Origin of the sequence: Clostridium sp. AF34-10BH, from assembly GCF_003478095.1 — a bacterium.
Classification (GTDB): domain Bacteria; phylum Bacillota; class Clostridia; order Lachnospirales; family Lachnospiraceae; genus Acetatifactor; species Acetatifactor acetigignens.
The window spans coordinates 12040-33463 of record NZ_QUEC01000027.1 but is presented as its reverse complement, the minus strand read 5'-3'; the positions used below and the strand labels follow the sequence as shown (position 1 = coordinate 33463).

Here is a 21424-nt window from a genome sequence, read left to right as displayed (position 1 = left end):
CATTTTGTAAGAAAAGATGTACCACTTTTTTCTATTTTATCTAAAAATCCTCCTCAAAAGTGATTAGGTTATATATCAATTTAAAAGGGAGGTAAAAACCGTGTCAGAGGTAGGATGTGATATAGTTGAGTACCTTAAAGAGTTTCATACATCGGAGGGAAAAGCGGTAAAGGCTAGAGAGCTGTGTGTACTGTTTAATGTGCATGAGAAACAGCTAAGAAACATTGTAAGCGATCTGAGGCAGAATGGAGAGGCTATATGTAGCTCTACTTATGGTTACTGGTACTCCAGAGATCCAGATGATATATCCACTACCCTAAGCAGGTTAGTAGGGCAAGTGGATAATATGCAGAAAGTAATAGCAGGATTAAATAGGATCTTACAGGAGGTGCAGGATGAGCAAAAGGAGAGTTAGAAGAAAGAGGAGAGCCAGAGTAAATATAAAGCCTCTTATACTGGCAGGAGTAATAATAGCTGGAGTAATTACTGTGGTAATGAGTGTAAATCTCAAAGGAGCAGATAAGGAGCCTCCTACTGAGGAGATTTATATTACAGAAACTCCGCAAGCTGAGAATACAGAGCCAGTAACGGAAACAGAGCAGGAGGCAAAGCTGGAGCACGATTTTAACTATACATATCCGTATAATACGATGAGTGCAGACTGGGGAGCTGAGGTATATGAGGAGGGATTTAGATATTATGAGATCCCACAGGAGTATAAGGATGCTGGAGGATGTTTTCCAGAAATAGTACAGGTTTACCTCTGGTGTGAGTGTAAAGAGTATGGAGTAGATTATTATACGGTACTAGCCCTCATAGAGAGGGAGAGCGGTTATCACTGGGATAAGGTAGGAGATAACGGAAACAGTAAGGGCTATATGCAGATATACGAGAAATGGCATACAGAGCGGATGGAGGTGGAGGGAGTAACAGATCTCTTTAATCCATATCAAAATATCAGAGTAGGGCTTAACTGTTTAAGAGAGATACAGGATAAGTATTTAGCCTCCAGCGGAGAAAATTGTGTACTCATGGTATATAACATGGGCGAGAGCGGAGCTAAAAAGCTGTGGGCTAAAGATATTTATAGCTCAGCATATAGCAGAGAGGTAATAGCAAGAGCACAGGAATTAAGACAGGAACTAACACAGGAATAATACAGGATCAAGCAGGAGTATAGGAAAAACTATACTCCTTTTTTCTTGTTAAAAGGGAGGTACACGATGTTTAAGGTAGGCGATGCCATTAAGTGGATGTGTCCTCTGGATAATGATTATACCTATGGAGAGATTACAGCTCTTAGAAAGAGTGTAGCTACAGTAAAAGGCACTGGGTTATACAGCGGTATTACAGCGGAGGTACACCTAAGATACATAGAAAAAGCAATGAGAGGAGGCGGTAGCGTTGGGAGCGATTGTAAGAAATATAGTAAACGATCAATTACTAAGGCTGAGCTATAAGGATCCTAAGAATATAAAGAGATTTTTGAGAAACTGGGGAGGCTTAGAGGGCTTAAGTGAAAAAGGAGATACAGTAGCTACCTGTATCCTCACAGATCTTAAGACAGTAACAGCTATTGATCTGGATAAATACCATAAAAGCGATAGAGCAGAGTTTACTAAGGCGTACAGAAAAGGAAAGTTAAGCCACTATCAGTATATGAGTATAGCGTATGTGCTGGTACTGGGATATACACAGGATGAGTTAGCGTTTGTAATGGGCGTGGATCGTAGTGTTATCAGTAAAAATATTGACAGTGGGGTTAAAAAAATACAGAGAGAGCTTAAGGCGTATCTGGAGGAGGATTAGATGAGTTTAATAAAATGTGGAACTGATGAAAACGGATCTTACATAGAATTGAGAAAACCGAGAGGAGAAACTCCTCCATGCTTTATAGATGAGTGCGGAGTAGTACACGATACCATAAGGATTTATGAGTATAAGGCGGTAAGGAGTAAAGAGATCTCCACAGATAGCAGGTGTGTAATGTGTGGAGAGATAATACCAGAGGGAGCTATGGTGTGTAAGAGATGCAGAGAGGCGGTGGATGAAATTGAGTAAGTGGTTAAGAGAAGAAGATGAGGCGGATAAGTGGTTAAGAGAGCACGATCCTTATTATTTAGATAAATCAAATTTTAAGAGAAAGCATGAGGATAGACCTTACGAAACTCCTAAGCAGGAGGCTAGGAGGAGAGATATGGAGATACCGTTTAGTAGCTTATCTCTTAATCAGAGTAAAGAGGCTGGTATAGAATACGATAAGTATTAGGGCTGGTTATGCACGTTTTTAGAGGTTTTGTGGGCTTGTTATATGTAACAGATAATCTCCATTGAAATTCTGTAAAAAGTACAGAGTAATTACATGGTAAATGAAAATCATAATGAAATTAAGGAGGATATGAGAAATGGAGCAAAAGGATTTACAAGTAAAGTACACTGATCCGCTGGATCTGATCCCTTATGAGAATAACCCTAGAATTAACGATTATGCAGTAAAAAAGGTTATGGAGAGTATTAAGGAGTACGGATTTACTAATCCGATTATCGTAGATGCAGATATGGTTATCATCGCAGGGCATACGAGGAGAGAGGCTAGTATCTTAGCAGGGCTGGATAGAGTACCATACATAGTAAGAGATGATCTCACTCCAGAGCAGGTAAAGGCTTACCGTATTGCAGATAACAAGCTGGCAGAGTTAAGTAACTGGGATGATGAGTTACTCAAAAAAGAGTTATTTGAGTTACAGGCGGTAGATTATTCCTTAGAGGTAATGGGCTTTACAGAGATAGATCTTAAAGAGATCTTTACAGAGAAAGAAGTACCTAAGGAGAAAAAGAAGAAAGAGGAGAAAACTACTCTCCCTATGCTCCGTTTTGGATCTAACAGCGTGAGGATTACAGAGGATGAGTTGGTAATGCTTAGTAACCGATACAATGAGTATGTAGAGTGTACTCCAGATGATGGCTTTATTACATGGCTATTAAAGAGAGGCTTATAGTAAAAACATCTTACATGGATGTGTTGGAGAAGATGCTGAGAAAGAGAGGCGTAAAAGTGGTTATGAGCGGTGTAAGAGAAATGACCTTAGCAGAGGAGATAAGAAATCTGGCAGATCTGGGAGTAGATCAGAATGTTATAGATAGAATGACACAGAAATATAACAAGATGCTTACAGATCATGGAAATACCTGTAATAAGATCCGAGATGAAGTATACAGAGAGGTAAGAGGCGTAAAGGCGGAGCTGGCGGAGAAAGAAACTATCGTAAGAGTATTAACAACTCATATAAGAGAGAAAGAGCTACTGTAAGAGGTAGCTCTATTTAATTTCATTCTATGTACTGAAATCTCCATGAAATGAGTAAAAGGCGGAGAAAAGGGCAAAAGGGCGGAAAAGAGGCTTAAATACAGTAATAATACTAAATAAACAAATAAGAGTAGATATTACAGTAATAACAAAGAAATATAAAAACTAATTTCAGTACTATAAAAGAAAACATAGTAAGGAAGATAGATAGGAAGAAAATAGAGGGAATTAACAGATAACAACAGGAATGTAAGTAAAACTGTAGAAAATCCCCCTCATTCACAAAGAGCAAGGAAAATAGCCTCATAAGAGAGGAGAAAGGAGGCGGAGTAATGCCTAATACATTGAGTAAAGAGAATGAGCTCCAGAGAAAAGCCTTTGAGCTGTATTATGGCTTAGGAGATAAGAGATCCCTTAGAGCGGTAGCAGAAACCATAGGAAGAACGGAGAGAACGGTAGCAGGCTGGAGCAGGGCTTTTAACTGGGTAGCCAGAGTAACACAGAGAAATATAGAGAACGCTCAGAACAGTAACGAGGCTAAGATCACAGCGGAGCTAACGGATGTACGGACTAAGTACCGTATCCTTATAAATAACCTTATGGCTGATTTTAGTAAGGATATTGCACAGGGCAAGGTAAAAGTAAAGAATATCAACGATTTTGAGAGGCTGGTTAAGCTGGATATGCTCCTTATGGGAGAGGCTACAGAGCGTGTAGAGCGTGGCGGTACACAGGAACTCTCACAGGATGCTAAGGATCGCTTAGATGAGATCGCTCAGCTTATGAAAAGTGCTAAGAAGTAGTGCAGATTGCACAATGGGTATAAGGTTTTTCCCTATGGAAAATACAGAGCCCTTTGTAAGAATTGCACAAAGGAAAAGAGAAAAGGTAAATAAATCTAATTTTTTAAGGTTTATGTGATTATGTTACTTATCAAACATAAGGAGGTAAGCATAATATGAGTAATGCTATTAAACCAGAACACTATAACAGATTGAACCCACAGCCTAAGGATGTAATCAGAGCGTGGGGATTAAATTTCAACTTAGGGAGTGCTGTAAAGTACATCTCCAGAGCAGGGCATAAGGATGATATTGTACAGGATCTTAAGAAAGCACTGGAGTTTATCCAGTTTGAGATTGATGCCATCGAGGGAGCCAGAGCGGAGAGAAAAGATAAGCCTAAGCATGAGGATTTTATGGATGCTATGTTAAGAGGTTTGTTTGGAGGCTCTGTAGGGCATATCGAGATCACAGGCAAGAGAAACGGTAAGACCGATGAGGAGATTGCTGAGATCGTAGATAAAACCATTAAAGATATTATCTCTGGTATGGCAGGAGTAGAGCTGGAGGAGATCAAAGAGGGAAAAGGCTACACAGAGGTACATATTACAGGTAATGCTAATCCGATTGAGGTAAGAGAGTACATTGAGCGAGAGCTTAAGGATCGCTTAGCTATGGTGCTGTAAAAAGTGTGTCATTTGTTCGCAAAAGTATAGAGTACACCTATGGCGGAAAAACGGAGGTAAATAATGAAAATCGTAGATGCAGGATATGAGATCTTAGATCCCCTCAATGGGGAGGAAATCTTAAGGAAGATCGAGAGAGTAGCCAGAGTATGCTATAAGAGTGAGGATAAGATCACAGAGGGATCCGCTGAGAAGATGGTAAGGGCTCTCATTAAGAGTAATCACATGGCGATGCTGGAGCACTACTCTTTTAGTGTAAAGTTTATCTGTGATAGAGGCGTATCCCATGAGATTGTACGCCACAGAGTAGCCAGCTATGCACAGGAAAGTACAAGGTATTGTAATTACAATAAGAGCGGAGATGTAGCTTTTATCCGCCCTGTATTCTTTGCAGAGGATACTCCAGAGATGGATAACTGGGTAGATAGCTGTATGAGAGCAGAGAAAACCTATAATTATCTGATTAGTGAGGGAAGAACTTCACAGGAGGCAAGATCTGTATTACCTAACAGCCTCAAAACAGAGGTAGTAATGACAGCTAACCTTAGAGAGTGGAGGCACTTCTTAAGCCTCAGAGCTTGCGGATCTACAGGAAAGCCTCATCCACAGATGTTAGAGGTAGCAGTACCGCTTTTAAAGGAGCTTAGAGAGAGAGTACCTGTGGTATTTGATGATCTGGAGCCTATGGAGTGGGAAACAGTTAAATAAAGGCAGAGGTTAGGGAGGGAGAGCTGTAAAAGGCTCTCCTTTTCAGTTAGGAGGATTATATGATTATCTTAGTAGGGATCGGATGCTTTATGGCAGGAGCAGTAGTGGGAATTGTTATGATGAGCCTTTGTGTGGCAAGCCATAACAGTAGCTTAGAGCTGGAGAACAGGCAAAAGGAGGATAAAGAGTAATGCAGATAGTAAGCGGAGATATAACCAGAGATATTACTGGAGAGATTGTATATCTTAAGGCATATAAGCAGATGGTAGGAGAGGTAACAGGGTATAGCACTGAAAAGGGTACAGCTACAGTAAAGCTCTGTGATACAGGGCTGGAGATAACCGTATCTTTAGATGATATTGAGAGTACAGGCAGTACACAGCCTCACAGAGCTTTTAATAGTGAGGTACATATTTTAGGAACCAGATACAGTATCCGTATCATAGATGAGGATGATTACAGATATGATAGAGAGGCGGATGGATGGTGTGATCCTAGTGTAAAGGAGATCCTCATTTTTAACTATAAGCAGAGTGCAGAGAGTGTAAAGGATCTGATAGCATATCAGAAAAAGGTACTCCGCCATGAGATAGTACACGCTTTTCTCTATGAGAGTGGTTTATGGCAAAATGCCTACGGTAGTAAGTGCTGGGCTAAAAATGAGGAGATGATAGATTGGATGGCTATACAGATCCCTAAGATCCAGAGAGCATATAAGGAGGCGTACTGTGATGAGTGATTTAGGAAGATGCAAACATACACTCTATATCCTTAAGCATAAGCCAGAATATACAAAAGGCTGGGGCTGGAGGTGTAGATATTGTGGTAGGACTTATAAAGACCTCAGAGAGGAGGCAGAGTATAAGGAGCGTGAGAGGAGGAGTAGAACATGGTAGCAGGATTATTAAAGCTGGTATTTATTCTCTGTACCGTAGCGGTAGTAGGATTATCGGTAGTAGATACACTTTGGTTTAATGCTATGCCAGAGAGTAACCGTTATAAGAATGTACAGGCGTTTAATGTGGTTACGCTGTGGATCGTAGCTATAGTACTTATTATCAAGCTGGTAACGATGTAGGGGAGCTAACAGGCTCCCTTTTATTATGCGTAGAAAGGAGGTTAGGCGGATGTGTTAGATTATAAAGTAGTATCCCTAGTAGAGGATAAGCTAGGGGAGGTACAGGATCAGAGAGAAAGAGATGCTATGATAAAGTACCTCATACAGGAGGCAGATTTTGAGATAGCGTATTATCTGGTATGCACCTACATTACTAAGAGAAATGTAATGGATCTCCATAAGAGCATTATCTCTAACATATCGAATAGTAAGAGCACGCTGGATCTAGCCCCTAGAGGTTTCGGTAAAAGTACTGTAGGCGATGTGGATTATTGTATTACAAGGATCCTCAGAGATCCTAATATCCGTATTATGATAGGATCCAAAACACAGACACAGGCAGAGGCGTTTCTTAAAGAGGTTCGTACTCACTTTGAGCAGAATGAGGATCTTATTAGGATTTTCGGAGATTGGAAAACCAGTAAGGATAATGTATGGAATGATAGAGAGTTTACGGTAAATAAGCGTAGCATTATTAAGAAAGAGGCTACTCTAACAGCACTAGGAGCCTCTGGAGCGGTTATTTCTAAGCACTTTGATGTAATTATAGGCGATGACTTAGTAGGGCTGGAAAATGCACGAACAGAAAAACAGAGGAGTAACCTTAAGGAGTGGTTTTATAGCTCTCTTTTTCCTACACTAGAGCCAGATGGGGAGATCCATATACTGGGTACACGATATAACCCATTGGATCTGTATGAGGATCTGATAAAGAGTAAGGATTATGTGGTAAATACTCAGAGAGCTATAAGAGTGGTAAACGGTAAAAAAGTATCTCTCTGGGAGGAAAAGTTTAGCTTAGAGAGGCTGGAGGCTATTCTTAAGCAATCTGGTAAGATCATTTTCAATATGCAGTATCAAAATGATACAGAGCTGGCAAAAGGTAAGATTTTCAAGGCTCAGTATTTCAGATACTACGAGGAGTATAAGATTGATTATGATTTTCAGACCGCTAAGGTGCGTATTAAAACAGAGGATGGTATAGATCAGTGGATCAAGGTAAGGCTTTGTTTTGGCTGTGACTTAGCAATATCTGAGAAAGAGCAGGATAAAGGAGATTATTTTGTACTCATGGTAATAGGGGTAGATGCAGATCACAATGTGTATGTACTGGATTATGTGAAAGAGAGATTAACCTTTAATACCCAGCTTAATACCATTATTGACTATGGTAGAAATAAATTCCCTATGGTAGAGCGGATCGGAGTAGAAACAGTAGCTTACCAGAAATCCTTAGCACAGGAGCTTAGGAGATTATCTTTACTCCCTATTATCAATATCAATACCTCTAAGGACAAAGTAACAAGAGCTATGAGGAGATCGGCTAACTTTGAAAACCACAAGGTATATTTTAGAGAGGGTATGGATGATCTGGAGGAGTGCTTACTGTTATTCCCAGAGGTGGATCACGATGATTTATTTGATGCCCTAGATTTTGCTATGACTATGGCAGATGGCGGTAATGAGATCAGAGTACTTAAAAGAGAAGATTTTAGAATTTAGTGTAAAAGCCCTAATAAGTGAGGGCTTATTTTTATGCAGAAAAGGAGGATATAAGCAATATGGCAGAGCTTAGCAGACCGATAGATAGAGAGTTTAATGTAGAAGTTGAGGGAGGCAGATTTAGTACAAAATTTCTTAATGATCTGGTAGATACTCATGTAAATAAAATCGCTCCCAGATATATAAAGTTTCAAAAGTTGTATGAGGGTAAGCATAAGATCCAGAACAGACCGAGAAAAGATAAAAACAAGCCTAATAACAAGCTGGTAAATGACTTTTTCGGACAGACGATTGATAACACAGTAGGCTACTTTCTTGGTAATCCTATTGTACTTAACTATACAGAGCCTAAAAAGGATAAGGCACCTGTAGAGGCAGATCCAGCGGATGTAGGAGTAGACCTTACAGAGCTGGAGGATACAGCGGTACAGGATGAGTTAGATAAGATCTGTAGCGATAACGATAAAGACGATCTTTTTATAGAGTGGGGTAAGGAGGCTATGATTAAGGGCTTATCCCATATCTTAGTATATCAAGATGAGGAGAGCCATACTAAGATGATGAGAGTATCTCCAGAGGATCTTATTGTGGTGTATAAGAATAGCTCCACAAAGGAGCCAGCCTATAAGATCCGTTTGTATGATATTGATACAGAGGATACTAAGAAAACTACCCACTATGCGGAGGTGTATAGCCCTACTAAGGTGGAAATCTTTAAGAGTGTAGATGATGGCTCATGTGCTACTACAGGCAAGGGTAAGGCTAGACAGTTTGCAAGCTATGAGTTTGTGGAGGAAAAGCCTCATATCTACGGTAGGATCCCTATTATCACTGTTTATAACAATGAGGAGCAGATGAGCGATCTTGAAAAGATAGAAACTCTGGTAAATGATTATGATAAGGTGCTCTCCGATGTGTCTAATGAGTTTGAGGCATTTAGAAACGCCTATTTAATGCTTAAAAATATGACAGCGAGTGGGGATAATATCCAAAAACTCAAAGATGAGGGCATTATTGAGGTAATGGAGAATGGAGATGTTAAATTTATCACTAAGGAGATCCAGACGGAGGCACTAGAGAACCATCTTAACAGGCTGGAGAAGAATATCCACAAGTTTTCCGCTGTACCAGATCTCTCAGATGAGAACTTTGCAGGAAATCTTAGCGGTGTAGCTATCAGATTTAAGCTCTTTGGGCTGGAAACTAAGTGTATTATCAAAGAGAGAAAGATGGAAAAGGCTATAAAGGAGCTGGTAAGAGTGCTTAGTGTGCCTATCCATGTAAATACAGGGCGTGAGGTGGATGTACTTAACCTCAAAGTGGAGTTTAGTAGAAATGTACCTAACAATCTTACAGAAATTGTAGATACAGTAACTAAGCTGGATGGAAAAGTGGATAAGGAAACACTCCTCAGCTTACTCCCATTCATTGATAACCCTAAGGAAGTGCTGGAAAAGCTAGAGGCAGACAAGGAAAGAGATAGACAGAGTACAGATCCTTACTCTATGCAGAATGTTACAGAGGATAGCAATAATTTATTCCCTAACCTTAACGCACAGAATAGCCCACAGGAGGCTTTAAATGCACAGGGGGCTACAATTCCTCAGCCAGAACAGTAAAAGGGCTATATAAGGCTGTAAGGAGGTGTAAAGAGTGGCTAATGTAGGCTATATAAACAAAGAAGTGGCGAAAATGTACGGTATCCCATACTCAGAGCTTACTCCAGAGCAGAAAAAGATCCTCCATGAGGACAGTGTGAGGAGAGCTAAGCTCATTAAGGAGCGTGAGGAGGCAGTACTTAAAAATAATCTCAAAGCGTTTGAGAATGAGGCTAAGATGGAGAAAGTCTTAGCCTCTATTTATGCTAGTTGTCAGAAAGAGATCCTTGCCAGTGTAACAGAAACCATAGCAAAGGTTAAAAAGGCTGGAGGAGATTGGAGCTATGCTAATCAATCAGCACTCACACGGAGTAGAGGATTATTTGAGCAGATCGGAGAGCAGATAAAAGCCTTAGGACAGAAAGAGCAGATTACCTTTAGGCAGGGGCTTAGTAATATCTATACGGATCAGTTTTTAAGACAGGTGTACGATCTGGGGCAGAGCATAACGGTAAAGGCTAATTTTAACAGGCTTAATCCAGATCTGATACAGAAAACCTTAGATTATCCGTGGAGCGGTGCTATGTTCTCAGATAGGCTCTGGCAGGATAAGGAGAGGCTGGGTAGAAATCTCCGTGCAGGACTTACTCAGAGCATGATCTTAGGAGAGGGAATACCTCAGATCACGGATAGGATCAATAAGGGCATAGATACAGCTAGATATAACGCTGAGAGGGTAGCAAGGACAGAAACAAAGAGAGTTACTTACTGTGCTCACGATGATGTATATAAAGATACTGGAGTAGAGGAGCTTAAATACCGCTGTGCTAATGGTGGAGATAGTAGAACTTGCCAGTATTGCAGGGCTGATAATGGTAAAGTATTTAAGAGAGGGGAGGAGCCTACTCTCCCACGACATCCTAACTGTAGATGTGTATATATTCCTGTAGTAAGTGATACCTTTGAGGATAATGAGCTTAATGAGCTTACAGGATCCGTTAGAGGTGCTGAGAACTATGAGAAGTGGAGAGAGGCAGAGGCTAAAAAGCAGGAGGAGGTAAAACCTGTAGAAAAGGTTAATACAAAGACAGTAGAGAAAGAGCTTAAAGAAAATCCTACTCCTGTACAAGAGCAGATTAAGCTCACAGATTACCCACAAGTTTTTTACGCAACTAAGCCAGAGGCTAAAAATACACAAGCTCTATTAGATTATATGAACTCTAAAACATCCGTAGATCCTAATGTGGTAGCATTATATACTAAGATGGATAAATTGTGTGATGGGCTATCCGATGAGGTAGTATTAAAGGTAACACATGGAGAGCACAGGGTTAAGAGATCATGGAATAGAAATTTTGAATATGTTTTTGATGTAGGTATCCCTAAAATAAACCCTAATTATATCGGCACCTATGATACTAACCTACATGAGGAGATGCACTTTTTAGATATGCTGATAACTGTTAAGGATAATAAGGATAAGCTACCTAGTAAAATGTTTTCACAGTCTTATAAACCTCTTGTAGAGGCGTTTGATAAGGCTACTCCAGTTATCGGAGATAAGGCTAAAAAGCTCTTTGAGGATTTTGCTAAAGAGTGTGATATAATATATAAAGAGAAACAAGAAGCCTTTGATATACAGCATGAGAAACTTAAGGAGCAGTATAGATCTGGAGTGATTGATTGGAAAAAGTACAACAGCCTTTTTAAGAAATTGCAAAAAGAGGTTAATGAGGAGGCGGATAATAAGCGTAGAGCTCTCTTTGGAGGCGGAGTATCTGGATTGCAGGATATTTACGATGCAGTAAGTAAGGGAACTTTTAGGGATACTGGACAGGTTACATACGGTCATGGATCCGCTTATTATACAGATAGGCGTAGGACTAATCCTAATTGCTCAGAGAGTTTAGCTAACTATGCCTCTCTTTGCGTAGGACATCCAGAGCTTATAGATATTTTAGCTGAGGATTATCCAGAGATTGTAACAGCATTGAGAGGATGTGTGGAGGCTATGTTAAAGGAGGTGCCTAAGTAATGGAGGAGAAGAAAATACAGATCATGGATCTTTTATCTTATGCTATCAGTATTCCAGAGATGAAATATTTTAATCTAGATAGTGATGAGCTCTTAGATGAAAAGATAGAGGTACTTACTCAGATTAAAGAGGGTAAGACGATAGAAGAGATCCCTAACTTTTATAAAGTGCTGGAGGATCTACCAGAGGATGATATGTGGGATTAACTCACAGGAGAGGCTAACAGGTGTAAAAACTTGTTAGCCTATTTTTTTTGTTTAAAAATAAATTTTTACTGATTGTAGAAATGTTGAAAGATATATGTAAGTACTATGTATTTTTGTTCGTGTTTTTATGTAAAAAAGTTCGTATTTCGTTGAAATCAGTACACTATTCTTATGTTTTTGTGGGCTTGTTATATGTAGAAACAGTAGGGATATTTTGCAGATAACTTACGAGGGATCCGCACTATATAACTCATTTTAAGGAGGATAACAACTATGGCAGATGTAAACACAAACACAGCTACACAGACACAGGAGCAGGGTAACGGTACCCAGACTAATACCACAGCTAACGCTAACATTACTGGAGCAGGTGCAGATACTACTACTAAGGTAAAGACAGAGGAGGAGATCAGAGCAGAACTCCAGAAAGAGTATGAAAAGATGGCAGATAAGAGAGTAACGGATGCCATCAAGAAAAAGGAAAAAGAGTGGGCGGATAAGCAGGCTAAGGAAAAAATGACAGAGGATGAGCGTAGACAGGCGGAGGAGCAGGAACGCTTACAGGCACAGGCTAAGAGAGATCTGGATCTTACTATCAAGGGCTTAAAGCTGGATGTAGTAGATGCAGTACAGGAGATGGGGCTGGATGCTGGCTTTAGAAATCTTATCGCTGTAGAGGACTTAGCAACTATCACAGATGAGGATGAGCGTAAAGCTAAGCTCACTGAGAGAGTAAAGGGTATGAAAAAGCTCTTTGATGCTGAGGTAGCTAAGGAAGTTGCAAAGGCTAAAGCTGAGTTTCTCAAAGGATCCACTCCAGCTACAGGATCCTCATCTAATAACAAGAAAGATGAAACTAAGTATGATGCGTACAAAAAGGCTGGAAATGTAAAGGGTATGCTTAACGAGAAGTTAGGGGCATACAGAAACAAGGAAAATGAGGAGTAAGCCAGCTCCTCAAAACAAAAATAACTCAAACAGGAGGTAAATAACAATGGCAGGAATGGTTAAAAGAGCTGATTTTTTGGAGAATGAGGTTGTAGACCTCACAGAGGAGATTAAGCTGGTATCTCCTACAGATACTCCGCTTACTACTTTGCTCATGGGTAGAGGGCAGGTAGTACCAGCAAACGATATTACAGTAACATGGAGAGAAAAGGAGCTTAACTCTGATAGAGGTACTCTTAAGTTAGAGGGTGCTGAGGCAGGAGATGTTATTACATCTAGCAGAAAAACTCTCTCTAACGTGTGTCAGATTATCGAAAAGGTAACACAGGTATCCGGTACAGCTAGATCCCTCAATCCTAAGGGTATCAACGATGTATTTAACTCTGAGGTACAGGATCGCTTAGTAGAAACTAAGAGAGATATGGAGTGGTATTTCCTTAACGGTACTAAGGCTCTGGAGAGCGGATCTACTCCTAGACAGATGAACGGACTTGTTAATCTGGTAGCATCTGGAAACGTGGTAGAAACTAAGGGATCCCTTACAGAGGAGCACTTCTTAGATGCCCTCCAGAAGATGTGGGAGCATGGAGCACAGGGAGAGTATTTCTCTTTTGTAAATGCAAATGTTAAGCGTATGATTAACAATCTTGCTAAGGCAGGTAACAATGTACGTTTCTTAGGAGATAACGGATCTATGCAGAACGTACTTGGTATCGGAGTACAGAAGATCGTAACAGACTTTGGAGAAATCTCTTTAGTACTGGATCGTTACGCTGATACTAAGACTATCCTTACAGTAGACTTAGGAGAGGTACAGATCGCAGAGCTTAGAGGTACTTTCTATGAGGATCTCCCTAAGGCTGGAGATTATTTCAAAGGTCATGTACTTAATGAGAGTACAATCAAGCTCCTTAACAGCCATGCAGGATCTAAGATCTCTATCACAGAGGCAAGTCTTTAATTTTTGGTAAGGAGGTAAAAGGATATGCCTAGAAAAGCACAGAGTACTCCAGAGCAGGAGGAAAAGAAAGAGGCGGTAAATGCTCCAGCCGATGAAAAACAGGAGCAGGAAAAGGGTACAGAGGCTCCTACAGAGGGTGCTGTATCCCCAGAGGTAACTCCAGAGCAGGAGGAAAAGAAAGAGGATAAGCCTAAAAAGGTGTATCACTTTACCTCTGAAAATCCTTACTTAACTGTATCCGCTGTAGGCGTGTATTTCAGTGATGGTAAGGCTAGTACAGACAGTTTAGCAGTAGCTAAGTATCTGGCTGGATTAGAGGGCGTAGAGCTTGTAGAGGAATAAGGAGGGATCTCCTATGGATAGCTTAGAGCGTTGTAGGATCCTCTGTGGAATATCGGAGGATAACACAAAAAAGCTGGGGCTATTGAGTGTGCTCTTAGAGAAAGCAAGAGAGGATATAGAGGCATTTTGTAGAGATACCTTTATAGAGCCTCTTACTAACAGTGAGGGCATTATTACAGGATATACGGATGTATTCCCTAAACAGCTTAAGAATGTGCAGGAGGATTTAGCTATCCAGCGATTTAGAAAGCTGGGGGCTGAGGGGGAGAGCTCTTATACCTTAGCGGATGAGAGTGTAACCTTTGATGATCCATTACCTGTATCAGTAGAAAAAAAGCTGTACCCATACCGCCAGTTATTCCCTAGATCCTATACGCTGGATGATCCAGTAGGCGGATATAAGGAGGGCTAAGGTATGCAATTTCTCTATGATAAGCAAGTGGTAGTAAAAAGATACTCCTCAACTTTAGGAGAGTTTAATCGCCCTAATAAAACTCTTGTAGAGGTTGGTACTTATGAGTGCCATACCGCAGAGAGTAGTACTACCACAGCACAGCTCCAGCCACAGAAAAAGAATACCACAGATCTTACACTCTACACAGATCCAGAGGCTCCTATCAAAAGGGGAGATATTTTATATATCTATGAGCTGGATGAGTACGATAAGCCTATTATGAGTACGGAGTTTAAGGCTATTGCAGATAAGCCTTACAAAAAGCGTACTCAGCTCATTGTATCGCTCCTCAGTGAGGAGGATGTATAGTGGAGGGCTTTACTATCGAGGGCTGGGATGATTTTGTAGAGAACTTTAGTAAGTTTGTGGATAAATGGGCGGATAAGAAAAAGATCCTCCTCCAGAGGATGGCTAATATCTATCATGGCGAGGTTATACCTCATGTGCCAGTAGATACCTCACGGTTAGTAGATAGTATTACCATTTTCGGAGAGGGGATACCTCACGATTTTGTAGAGGTGGGAACTAATGTAGAGTATGCTCTGTATGTAAATGATGGTCATGTACAGCATAAGAGATTTTTACCAGCGGATAAGCTGAGTGTAGGCGGAAAAGCTAAATACCTTAAGAACAGGAACCAAAAAGGGATCATGTTAAAAGAGAGCTATGTAAATGGCTCTTTTTTTATGGAAAAAGGTATGCAGGATGCTAAGCCCAGACTTAACAGGCTGGTAGAGAGCTTTTTACAGCAAATAGGCAGAGAGATAGAGGGAGGTAGCTTATGAGATTGCTTAATAGCGTATGCAGGGTTATAGCCTCCGCTTATTCTGGGGTGCCAGTACATATAGAGGAGGTTCCTAATAACTTTGAGCGTAACAGCTTTTATGTAACGCTGGCTACAGGCAGTAGCGAGCTAAAAAATATCAATGTGTATGAGGATGATCCGATATTCCAGATTGTTTACTTTGCGAAAAGAAACGAGGCTAATCAAGTGGTAGCGGAAAAACTCTATGAGGTAAAGGAGGAGCTTAAAAGGCTTTTCCTCCTTAAGAGGGTTGTACCTGTGATCCCTTTAGCTGGAGTAAAGGAAAAGCCTAGATATGCAAAGATAGAAAACTACTCCGATGATGTGAGGGTTAGTGAGGGAGCTTTATATGTAAAGATCACTCTCAACTTTACAGAGGATGTACCTGTAGAGGATAACTATGAGCTTATTGGAGATGTGGATATTGAAACAAAGACAGTAACAAACGGATAGGAGGTTAAACAGAATGGGATTACCAGATATTATTATTGAGTTTTCCAAAAAGGCAGTAACAGCCATCCAGAACGGATCTACAGGCATTGTAGGTATTATGCTTAAGGATGCCAAAAACAAGGGGGCTATGGTGCTCCGTAGTGTGGATGAGATCCCTACTGGAGATAGTGCTTTTAGTGCAGAGAATACCACTTATATTGAGAGAGCGTTTATCGGCTCTCCATCTAAGGTAATTATCTACACGATGGATACAACAGCAGAGAGTTACGATGAGGCTACAAAGTATTTTGCTACACAGAAAGTAAATTACATTGTAGGAGCTCCAGATCTTACCACAGAGGAGGCTACTAAGCTGGCTACATGGGTTAAGGGTATCAGAAAGAACTCTGTACGCAGACCTGTAGCAGTACTCCCTAAGACCGCTGGAGATAGTAGGGGCGTTATTAACTTTGAGGTAGTAAACAGCTCCGCTACAGATAAGATCGAGGTAGGAGAAAAGCAGTACACAGAGGCGGAGTACTGTAGTAGAATTGCTGGCTTGTTAGCTGGCTTAGATCTTAGAGTATCCGCTACCTATAAGCCTCTTACTGAGGTAACAGCTATCCCTCTGGTAGATAGCGATGAGGAAGTAGATACCGCTATTGATGCTGGTAAGCTCACTCTCTATAACGATGGAGAGCGTGTTGTAATTGCAAGAGGTGTAAACTCACTCACTACAGTTACGGAGGTAGAAACAGCGGATCTCCAGAAAATCAAGATCAACGCTATACAGGATCAGATTGAGGGAGATATTTACAGCACTATTAACAAGAGCTACATCGGTAACTACAGTAACTCTTATGATAATAAGTGCTTACTGATTACAGCTATCAAGGGCTACCTTAGAGGGCTGGAGGCTACAGAGGGCGGTAAGGGCTGGCTTAAGGCTGATAGCTCTACTATGGAGATCAATGTAGCTAAGCAGAAACAGTACTTAGAGAGTATCGGAGTAGATACCTCTGAGATGGATGAGCAGGCTATTAAGGAGGCTAATACAGGCTCTCATGTATTCCTTAAGGGTACTATCTCTATCTTAGATGCTATCGAGGATGTAGATATTTTCATCAATAAGGATTAAGGAGGTAATTACAGATGGCAGTAGAAACAAAGCGAATTTGTAACGGTACCTTTGGAGAGCTCTGGTTAGATGGAGACTATGTAGGAGAGTGCTATAAGGCACAGGCAAAGGTAGAGTTTACAAAAGAGGAGATTAAACAGTGCGGTACTTTCTTCACTGATAACAAGGTTGTCGGATGTAAGGGTACAGGATCTCTCACTATGCACAAGGTAAATTCCAGAATGGCTATTAAGGTAGCTAACATGGTTAGAAATAAGCAGGATGTACGCTTTACGCTTATCAGTAAGTTAGCGGATCCAGATGCTTACGGTGCAGAGCGTGTATCTATCACAGGAGTACAGATGGATGATCTTACTCTCTTTGATTGGGAGGCTCAGAAACCTCTTGAAACAGAAGCTCCGTTTACCTTTACAGGGTACGAGTACTTAGATCAGATTACTCCTCAGTAAGAGTTATAAGAGTGCAGTTTGGGGAGGGTAAAACCTCCCCTTATTTTTATTATATGAAAAATTAAGGAGGGCTATAACATGGCTACAAAGAATGTAAATGCAGAGGCAGTACAGGCAGAGGAAACAGAAAAGAAAGAGGCGGTTAATATCTTAGATCTCCTCTTAGGCTCCGATGTAGGAGAGATTAAGCTCCCTACTAAGGAGGTAGAGATTACCAGATTATCACAGGTATACGGTGCTCCGTTTATCCTCACTATTAAGGCGATTACTCCAGCTAAGTTTGAGGAGATACAGGATATGAGCATTGATGTAAAGGGCAAGGATGCAGATATTGATATTACCCAGCTCCAGCTCTTTACAGTAATCGAGGGTGTAGTAGATGCTACAGGTGCTCCGATGTTTAAAAACAAGGAGCTTATGAGTAAGTTTAAGGTATCTACTCCTAAGGATCTGGTAAGAGCGATCTTACTTTCTGGAGAGATCGCTAAGATTTACGGAGAGATCTCTGAGCTGGCAGGTTTCGGAGATAATGCGGTTAAAGAAGTAAAAAACTCATAAGTACAGATGGGCTTACCCAGATGATGTATTACTACTGGAAACACGGTAGAGTACTCCCATCTGTATTTTATAAATTGCCTAGAGGAGAGCTCTTAGTATTACAGGCTTTTTATGAGCAGGAGATAGATGATAATAACAAAGAGCTAGAGAGGGCAAATAAGAGTAATAGTGTTATGTACAATATCAATCTACTCACATAGAGGAGGTGGCATATATGGCGGTAGAGTTTGGTGCAAAACTTTATTTAAAAGATAATATGTATGCTACCCTTAAAAAAAATCTAGGTTTACAGCGTGAATTTTCGGAGCAGGTAGATAAAACTAATGCGAGTATGCAACAGATGGGGCGTACAAGGGTTAATGCTACTATCAATGCTACGGATAACGCCTCTGGAGTAGTAGAGAGCGTTAGACAAACTGTAGAGAATGTAGGCAATACAACAGTATCCCCAGAGGTATCCTTACAGGATAACGCCTCTGGGGTTATTGGTGCTATACAGGATACCTTAGATACCGTCAATACTACCACAGCTACTCCAGAGGTGGAGGTAGAGGATAATGCCTCTCCTACTATCAGCGAGGTAGAGAGTAGAGTGCATAGGCTGGGGAATGTGAGAGCATTAACCAGAGCGGAGGTAGACGATCAAGCTACAGAAAAGGTAGAGAGAATAACCCAGAGGATCAAGGATCTTACTAAAAAGGTATTCTCTCCAGTGATTAAGCTAAAGGATCTCACGGTTAGTACAGTGGGAAAAATTAAGCAGAGGCTTAAAGAAATAGCCACTACTTTTACTCCTATTGTAAAGATCCGAGATCTAGCCTCACAGGGCTTAGCTAAGATTAAAAATACCTTAGGGGGGCTACGAGATAAAGTAACCTCAGTAGCGGTAGGGATCCATGATAGAGCTACATCTGGATTAAATAAAATAAGGGTAGGTGTACGAACAGTAGGAAAGCTAGTGGCTAAGCCTTTTATCTCTGTTAGGGATGGAGCCACTAGAGGGATTACAAAGGTTAGAAACTCCCTAAAATCCGTAGGGAAAACAGTAGCTAAGCCCTTTGTTACTTTGAGGGATAAAGCAAGTGCTCCTCTAGGTAAGGTTGGCGGTGTACTGAAAACTGTAGGTAAGGTAGTAGCTAAGCCTTTGATAGCAGTAAAAGACGGTGCTAGTAAGATCCTCCACGGTATAGGCAGTAGCTTAAAATCCATCGGTAATATGTCTGTAAAGGCTATGGTAGCGGTAAAGGATGGAGCTAGTGCTGTACTGGGTAAGATCGGTAGTACACTTAAGAGCCTTGCAAAAGGCGTAACAATCGCTGTAGGAATTGCAGGAGCAGGAGCTACAGCTCTTATGGGTAAATCCTTAGGAGAGGGAGCTAAACTACAGCAAAGTATAGGCGGTGTGGAAACACTGTACACAAAGACTAATAGCGATGGTAGCACAGATACCTCAGCGGTAGATAAGATGTTACAGTACGCTAATCAAGCGTATAAAACTACAGGCTTATCCGCTAATGAGTATATGGAAAATGTTACCTCATTTAGTGCCTCTCTTTTGAGTGCGTGTGCAGGAGATACAAATAAATCCGCTGAGATTGCTAACAAAGCTATGGTAGATATGGCGGATAACGCTAACAAGATGGGTACTGATATGGGATCCATCCAGAACGCTTATCAAGGCTTTGCAAAGCAAAATTACACGATGCTAGATAACCTTAAGCTGGGTTATGGTGGTACTAAGGAGGAGATGGAGAGGCTCCTTAAGGATGCACAGGCTATCACTGGTACTAAGTACGATCTAAACAACTTAGCGGATGTATATACAGCTATCGGAGTAATACAGGATAAATTAAATATCACAGGAACCACAGCAAGAGAGGCAGAGCAGACCTTTAGCGGATCTTTTGCGATGATGAAAGCCTCTGTTACTAACCTCTTAGGTAACTTATCTGTAGGGGATGGAGAGGCAGTAGCTAGAAGTATGGGAGAGCTGGTAGAGAGTGCAAGTACCTTTTTCTTTGGTAACTTTATACCGATGCTCCAGACAATTTTTAGCAACTTGCCTACAGCAATAGGAACAGCGGTAGAAAAGGTAGCTCCTCAGATTAAGGAGAATATTTTACCACTCCTTACATCTATCAAGGATGCAATCTTTACAGGGCTGAGTAATATCGGTATTGATACTGGAGCACTACAAGCTATTTTCGATCAGCTTTTTAGTGTAAAGGTAGACGGTGGCGGTATTGCTAGTATGTTCTCTGGGCTTAAGGATGGAATTGTACAGGCGATCAATACGATCTTACCTATCATCCCTCCGATTATCTCAGCGGTACAGCAGATAGCCCCTGTAGTAGGGCAGGTAATTAGTACGATTATGAGCGGTGTAGCTCAGATCATACCGTATCTTATCCCAGTAATTCAGACTATCACTAACATCATTGTAACAGCGATGCCGATTATCCAGCAGGTAATAACTGTGGTGGTAAATGCGATTGTAGCGATCATGCCTACACTGAGCTCTATTTTCACTTTTGTAGGCGGTGTGATCCAGCAGGTACTTACTGTGATCGGAAATCACATGGGATTATTCCAGACTATTGTATCAACGGTGGTTACAGTGGTTTCTACAGTCTGGCAGGCTCTAGCCCCTGTAATTTCGGCTGTGGTCGATTTGATTTTAACAGTGGTCGATGGGCTCCTTACTGGTATTGAAACTGTGTTCAACTTTTTAGCCCCATATATACAGCAGATCTGGGAGAGCATCTGTGGATTTTTCGACAGTGCGAGCTCCACGATTACAACTATCGTAGAAACCATTAAGAGCGTATTTCAAGGCTTATTCGATGCGGTATCCACTATTTTCGGTGGTATCTCTGATGCGGTATCAACAGCGATCGGAACCGTAACGAGTGTGATAAGCGGAGCAATAGATGCTATCAGCGGTTTTGTAGATAAGATCGGTGGTGCAATCTCAAAGGCTAAAGACTTTGTAGGAGGTATCGGAGGCAAGGTTAAGAGTGCTTTAGGTTTTGCCTATGGTAAAGACCGAGTACCATACGATAACTACCCAGCTATCCTCCATCAAGGAGAGAAAGTCTTAACAAGAAATCAAGCGGATCAATATGATAGGGCGATGAGCACAAGGGGCGTACAGCTCAGTGATGTTAAGCCTATAGATAGAGATCCAGATCCACAGGATGATAAAGGCGGTACAGGAGGTAAAGGAAATCCACAGGATGGAGATACGCCTAAGAGCGGTGGTATCGGATCCGTAACCATTGAAAAGTTAGCGGATACGGTAATCATTGAGAAAGAGGCAGATACCGATAAGGTGGTATCTGATATGGTAGCAAAATTCAAAAAGTTGTTACCTAATATGACTTAATAGGGAGGAG

At 41.0% G+C, this 21424-nt stretch carries 30 protein-coding genes; all 30 read left to right on the top strand.

Translation table 11 applies throughout. The annotated features are described in order from the left end of the window. Positions 1 to 100: 100 nt before the first annotated feature. The 30 genes from DWZ61_RS15400 (at position 101) to DWZ61_RS15260 (ending at position 21414) form a co-directional block, all read left to right on the top strand. On the top strand, positions 101 to 415 hold the full coding sequence (locus DWZ61_RS15400) for a hypothetical protein (protein WP_118539527.1): 315 nt from the start codon (positions 101 to 103) through the stop codon (positions 413 to 415). Continuing rightward, on the top strand, positions 396 to 1157 hold the full coding sequence (locus DWZ61_RS15395; RefSeq protein ID WP_118539525.1) for a transglycosylase SLT domain-containing protein: 762 nt from the start codon (positions 396 to 398) through the stop codon (positions 1155 to 1157). The genes DWZ61_RS15400 and DWZ61_RS15395 overlap by 20 nt, the downstream gene beginning before the upstream one ends. A 66-nt stretch (positions 1158 to 1223) precedes the next feature. Next, the gene (locus DWZ61_RS15390) at positions 1224 to 1460 is read left to right on the top strand and encodes a hypothetical protein (RefSeq protein WP_118539523.1); all 237 of its coding nucleotides are present in this window, start codon (positions 1224 to 1226) and stop codon (positions 1458 to 1460) included. Positions 1461 to 1485: 25 nt separating this feature from the next. Next, positions 1486 to 1809, top strand: coding sequence for a hypothetical protein (locus DWZ61_RS15385; RefSeq protein ID WP_118539521.1), 324 nt, complete (start codon positions 1486 to 1488; stop codon positions 1807 to 1809). Then, on the top strand, positions 1810 to 2061 hold the full coding sequence (locus DWZ61_RS15380; RefSeq protein ID WP_118539519.1) for a hypothetical protein: 252 nt from the start codon (positions 1810 to 1812) through the stop codon (positions 2059 to 2061). Next, on the top strand, positions 2048 to 2269 hold the full coding sequence (locus tag DWZ61_RS15375; RefSeq protein ID WP_118539517.1) for a hypothetical protein: 222 nt from the start codon (positions 2048 to 2050) through the stop codon (positions 2267 to 2269). Before DWZ61_RS15380 ends, DWZ61_RS15375 begins: the two co-directional genes overlap by 14 nt. A gap of 136 nt (positions 2270 to 2405) precedes the next feature. After that, positions 2406 to 2999, top strand: a complete 594-nt coding sequence (locus DWZ61_RS15370) for a ParB N-terminal domain-containing protein (RefSeq protein ID WP_118539515.1) — start codon at positions 2406 to 2408, stop codon at positions 2997 to 2999. Continuing rightward, entirely contained in the window at positions 2975 to 3310 is a 336-nt protein-coding gene (locus tag DWZ61_RS15365) for a hypothetical protein (RefSeq protein ID WP_118539513.1), read from the top strand. Before DWZ61_RS15370 ends, DWZ61_RS15365 begins: the two co-directional genes overlap by 25 nt. A 329-nt stretch (positions 3311 to 3639) precedes the next feature. After that, positions 3640 to 4110, top strand: a complete 471-nt coding sequence (locus DWZ61_RS15360; RefSeq protein WP_118044088.1) for a hypothetical protein — start codon at positions 3640 to 3642, stop codon at positions 4108 to 4110. Between the two features lie 155 nt (positions 4111 to 4265). Continuing rightward, entirely contained in the window at positions 4266 to 4775 is a 510-nt protein-coding gene (locus DWZ61_RS15355) for a DUF3310 domain-containing protein (protein ID WP_118539511.1), read from the top strand. Positions 4776 to 4838: 63 nt separating this feature from the next. Beyond that, positions 4839 to 5483 carry an FAD-dependent thymidylate synthase gene (gene thyX / locus DWZ61_RS15350; RefSeq protein ID WP_118539509.1) on the top strand — a complete coding sequence of 215 codons (645 nt, stop codon included), beginning with the start codon at positions 4839 to 4841 and terminating at the stop codon, positions 5481 to 5483. Positions 5484 to 5542: 59 nt separating this feature from the next. Then, positions 5543 to 5674, top strand: coding sequence for a hypothetical protein (locus DWZ61_RS20430; protein WP_012744454.1), 132 nt, complete (start codon positions 5543 to 5545; stop codon positions 5672 to 5674). Continuing rightward, on the top strand, positions 5674 to 6222 hold the full coding sequence (locus tag DWZ61_RS15345) for a hypothetical protein (protein ID WP_118539507.1): 549 nt from the start codon (positions 5674 to 5676) through the stop codon (positions 6220 to 6222). The genes DWZ61_RS20430 and DWZ61_RS15345 overlap by 1 nt, the downstream gene beginning before the upstream one ends. Beyond that, positions 6215 to 6379, top strand: a complete 165-nt coding sequence (locus tag DWZ61_RS19810) for a hypothetical protein (protein ID WP_012744452.1) — start codon at positions 6215 to 6217, stop codon at positions 6377 to 6379. The genes DWZ61_RS15345 and DWZ61_RS19810 overlap by 8 nt, the downstream gene beginning before the upstream one ends. Next, positions 6373 to 6561 (top strand): hypothetical protein, encoded by a 189-nt coding sequence (locus DWZ61_RS15340; RefSeq protein WP_118539505.1) that lies wholly within the window; start codon positions 6373 to 6375, stop codon positions 6559 to 6561. The genes DWZ61_RS19810 and DWZ61_RS15340 overlap by 7 nt, the downstream gene beginning before the upstream one ends. Before the next feature lie 51 nt (positions 6562 to 6612). After that, positions 6613 to 8103, top strand: a complete 1491-nt coding sequence (gene terL, locus DWZ61_RS15335) for a phage terminase large subunit (RefSeq protein ID WP_118539503.1) — start codon at positions 6613 to 6615, stop codon at positions 8101 to 8103. A 59-nt stretch (positions 8104 to 8162) separates the two neighbouring features. After that, a complete protein-coding gene (locus DWZ61_RS15330; RefSeq protein WP_118539501.1) occupies positions 8163 to 9722 on the top strand; it encodes a phage portal protein in 1560 nt (519 codons plus the stop codon). 34 nt (positions 9723 to 9756) lie between these two features. Further along, complete coding sequence (locus tag DWZ61_RS15325; protein WP_118539499.1) at positions 9757 to 11736, top strand: minor capsid protein; 1980 nt, start codon at positions 9757 to 9759, stop codon at positions 11734 to 11736. Beyond that, the gene (locus DWZ61_RS15320; protein WP_118539497.1) at positions 11736 to 11942 is read left to right on the top strand and encodes a hypothetical protein; all 207 of its coding nucleotides are present in this window, start codon (positions 11736 to 11738) and stop codon (positions 11940 to 11942) included. Before DWZ61_RS15325 ends, DWZ61_RS15320 begins: the two co-directional genes overlap by 1 nt. 273 nt (positions 11943 to 12215) lie before the next feature. Then, positions 12216 to 12890 (top strand): hypothetical protein, encoded by a 675-nt coding sequence (locus DWZ61_RS15315; RefSeq protein ID WP_118539495.1) that lies wholly within the window; start codon positions 12216 to 12218, stop codon positions 12888 to 12890. A 46-nt stretch (positions 12891 to 12936) separates the two neighbouring features. Then, complete coding sequence (locus DWZ61_RS15310) at positions 12937 to 13851, top strand: DUF5309 domain-containing protein (RefSeq protein WP_118539493.1); 915 nt, start codon at positions 12937 to 12939, stop codon at positions 13849 to 13851. 24 nt (positions 13852 to 13875) lie between these two features. Continuing rightward, positions 13876 to 14193 (top strand): hypothetical protein, encoded by a 318-nt coding sequence (locus DWZ61_RS15305; RefSeq protein ID WP_118539491.1) that lies wholly within the window; start codon positions 13876 to 13878, stop codon positions 14191 to 14193. Positions 14194 to 14206: 13 nt separating this feature from the next. Then, entirely contained in the window at positions 14207 to 14605 is a 399-nt protein-coding gene (locus DWZ61_RS15300; RefSeq protein WP_118539489.1) for a phage head-tail connector protein, read from the top strand. Positions 14606 to 14608: 3 nt separating this feature from the next. Beyond that, positions 14609 to 14956 carry a hypothetical protein gene (locus tag DWZ61_RS15295; RefSeq protein ID WP_118539487.1) on the top strand — a complete coding sequence of 116 codons (348 nt, stop codon included), beginning with the start codon at positions 14609 to 14611 and terminating at the stop codon, positions 14954 to 14956. Continuing rightward, complete coding sequence (locus DWZ61_RS15290) at positions 14956 to 15432, top strand: HK97 gp10 family phage protein (RefSeq protein WP_118044076.1); 477 nt, start codon at positions 14956 to 14958, stop codon at positions 15430 to 15432. The genes DWZ61_RS15295 and DWZ61_RS15290 overlap by 1 nt, the downstream gene beginning before the upstream one ends. Continuing rightward, positions 15429 to 15905, top strand: coding sequence for a DUF6838 family protein (locus DWZ61_RS15285; RefSeq protein ID WP_118047225.1), 477 nt, complete (start codon positions 15429 to 15431; stop codon positions 15903 to 15905). The genes DWZ61_RS15290 and DWZ61_RS15285 overlap by 4 nt, the downstream gene beginning before the upstream one ends. A gap of 13 nt (positions 15906 to 15918) precedes the next feature. Further along, positions 15919 to 17022: a phage tail sheath subtilisin-like domain-containing protein gene (locus DWZ61_RS15280; RefSeq protein ID WP_118351710.1), complete on the top strand. Its 1104-nt coding sequence runs from the start codon at positions 15919 to 15921 to the stop codon at positions 17020 to 17022. Positions 17023 to 17036: 14 nt separating this feature from the next. Continuing rightward, positions 17037 to 17471, top strand: coding sequence for a phage tail tube protein (locus tag DWZ61_RS15275; RefSeq protein WP_012744438.1), 435 nt, complete (start codon positions 17037 to 17039; stop codon positions 17469 to 17471). Between the two features lie 78 nt (positions 17472 to 17549). After that, positions 17550 to 18029 (top strand): hypothetical protein, encoded by a 480-nt coding sequence (locus DWZ61_RS15270; protein WP_015517579.1) that lies wholly within the window; start codon positions 17550 to 17552, stop codon positions 18027 to 18029. Positions 18030 to 18243: 214 nt separating this feature from the next. After that, entirely contained in the window at positions 18244 to 21414 is a 3171-nt protein-coding gene (locus tag DWZ61_RS15260) for a hypothetical protein (protein WP_118539485.1), read from the top strand. The last annotated feature ends 10 nt before the right edge of the window (positions 21415 to 21424 follow it).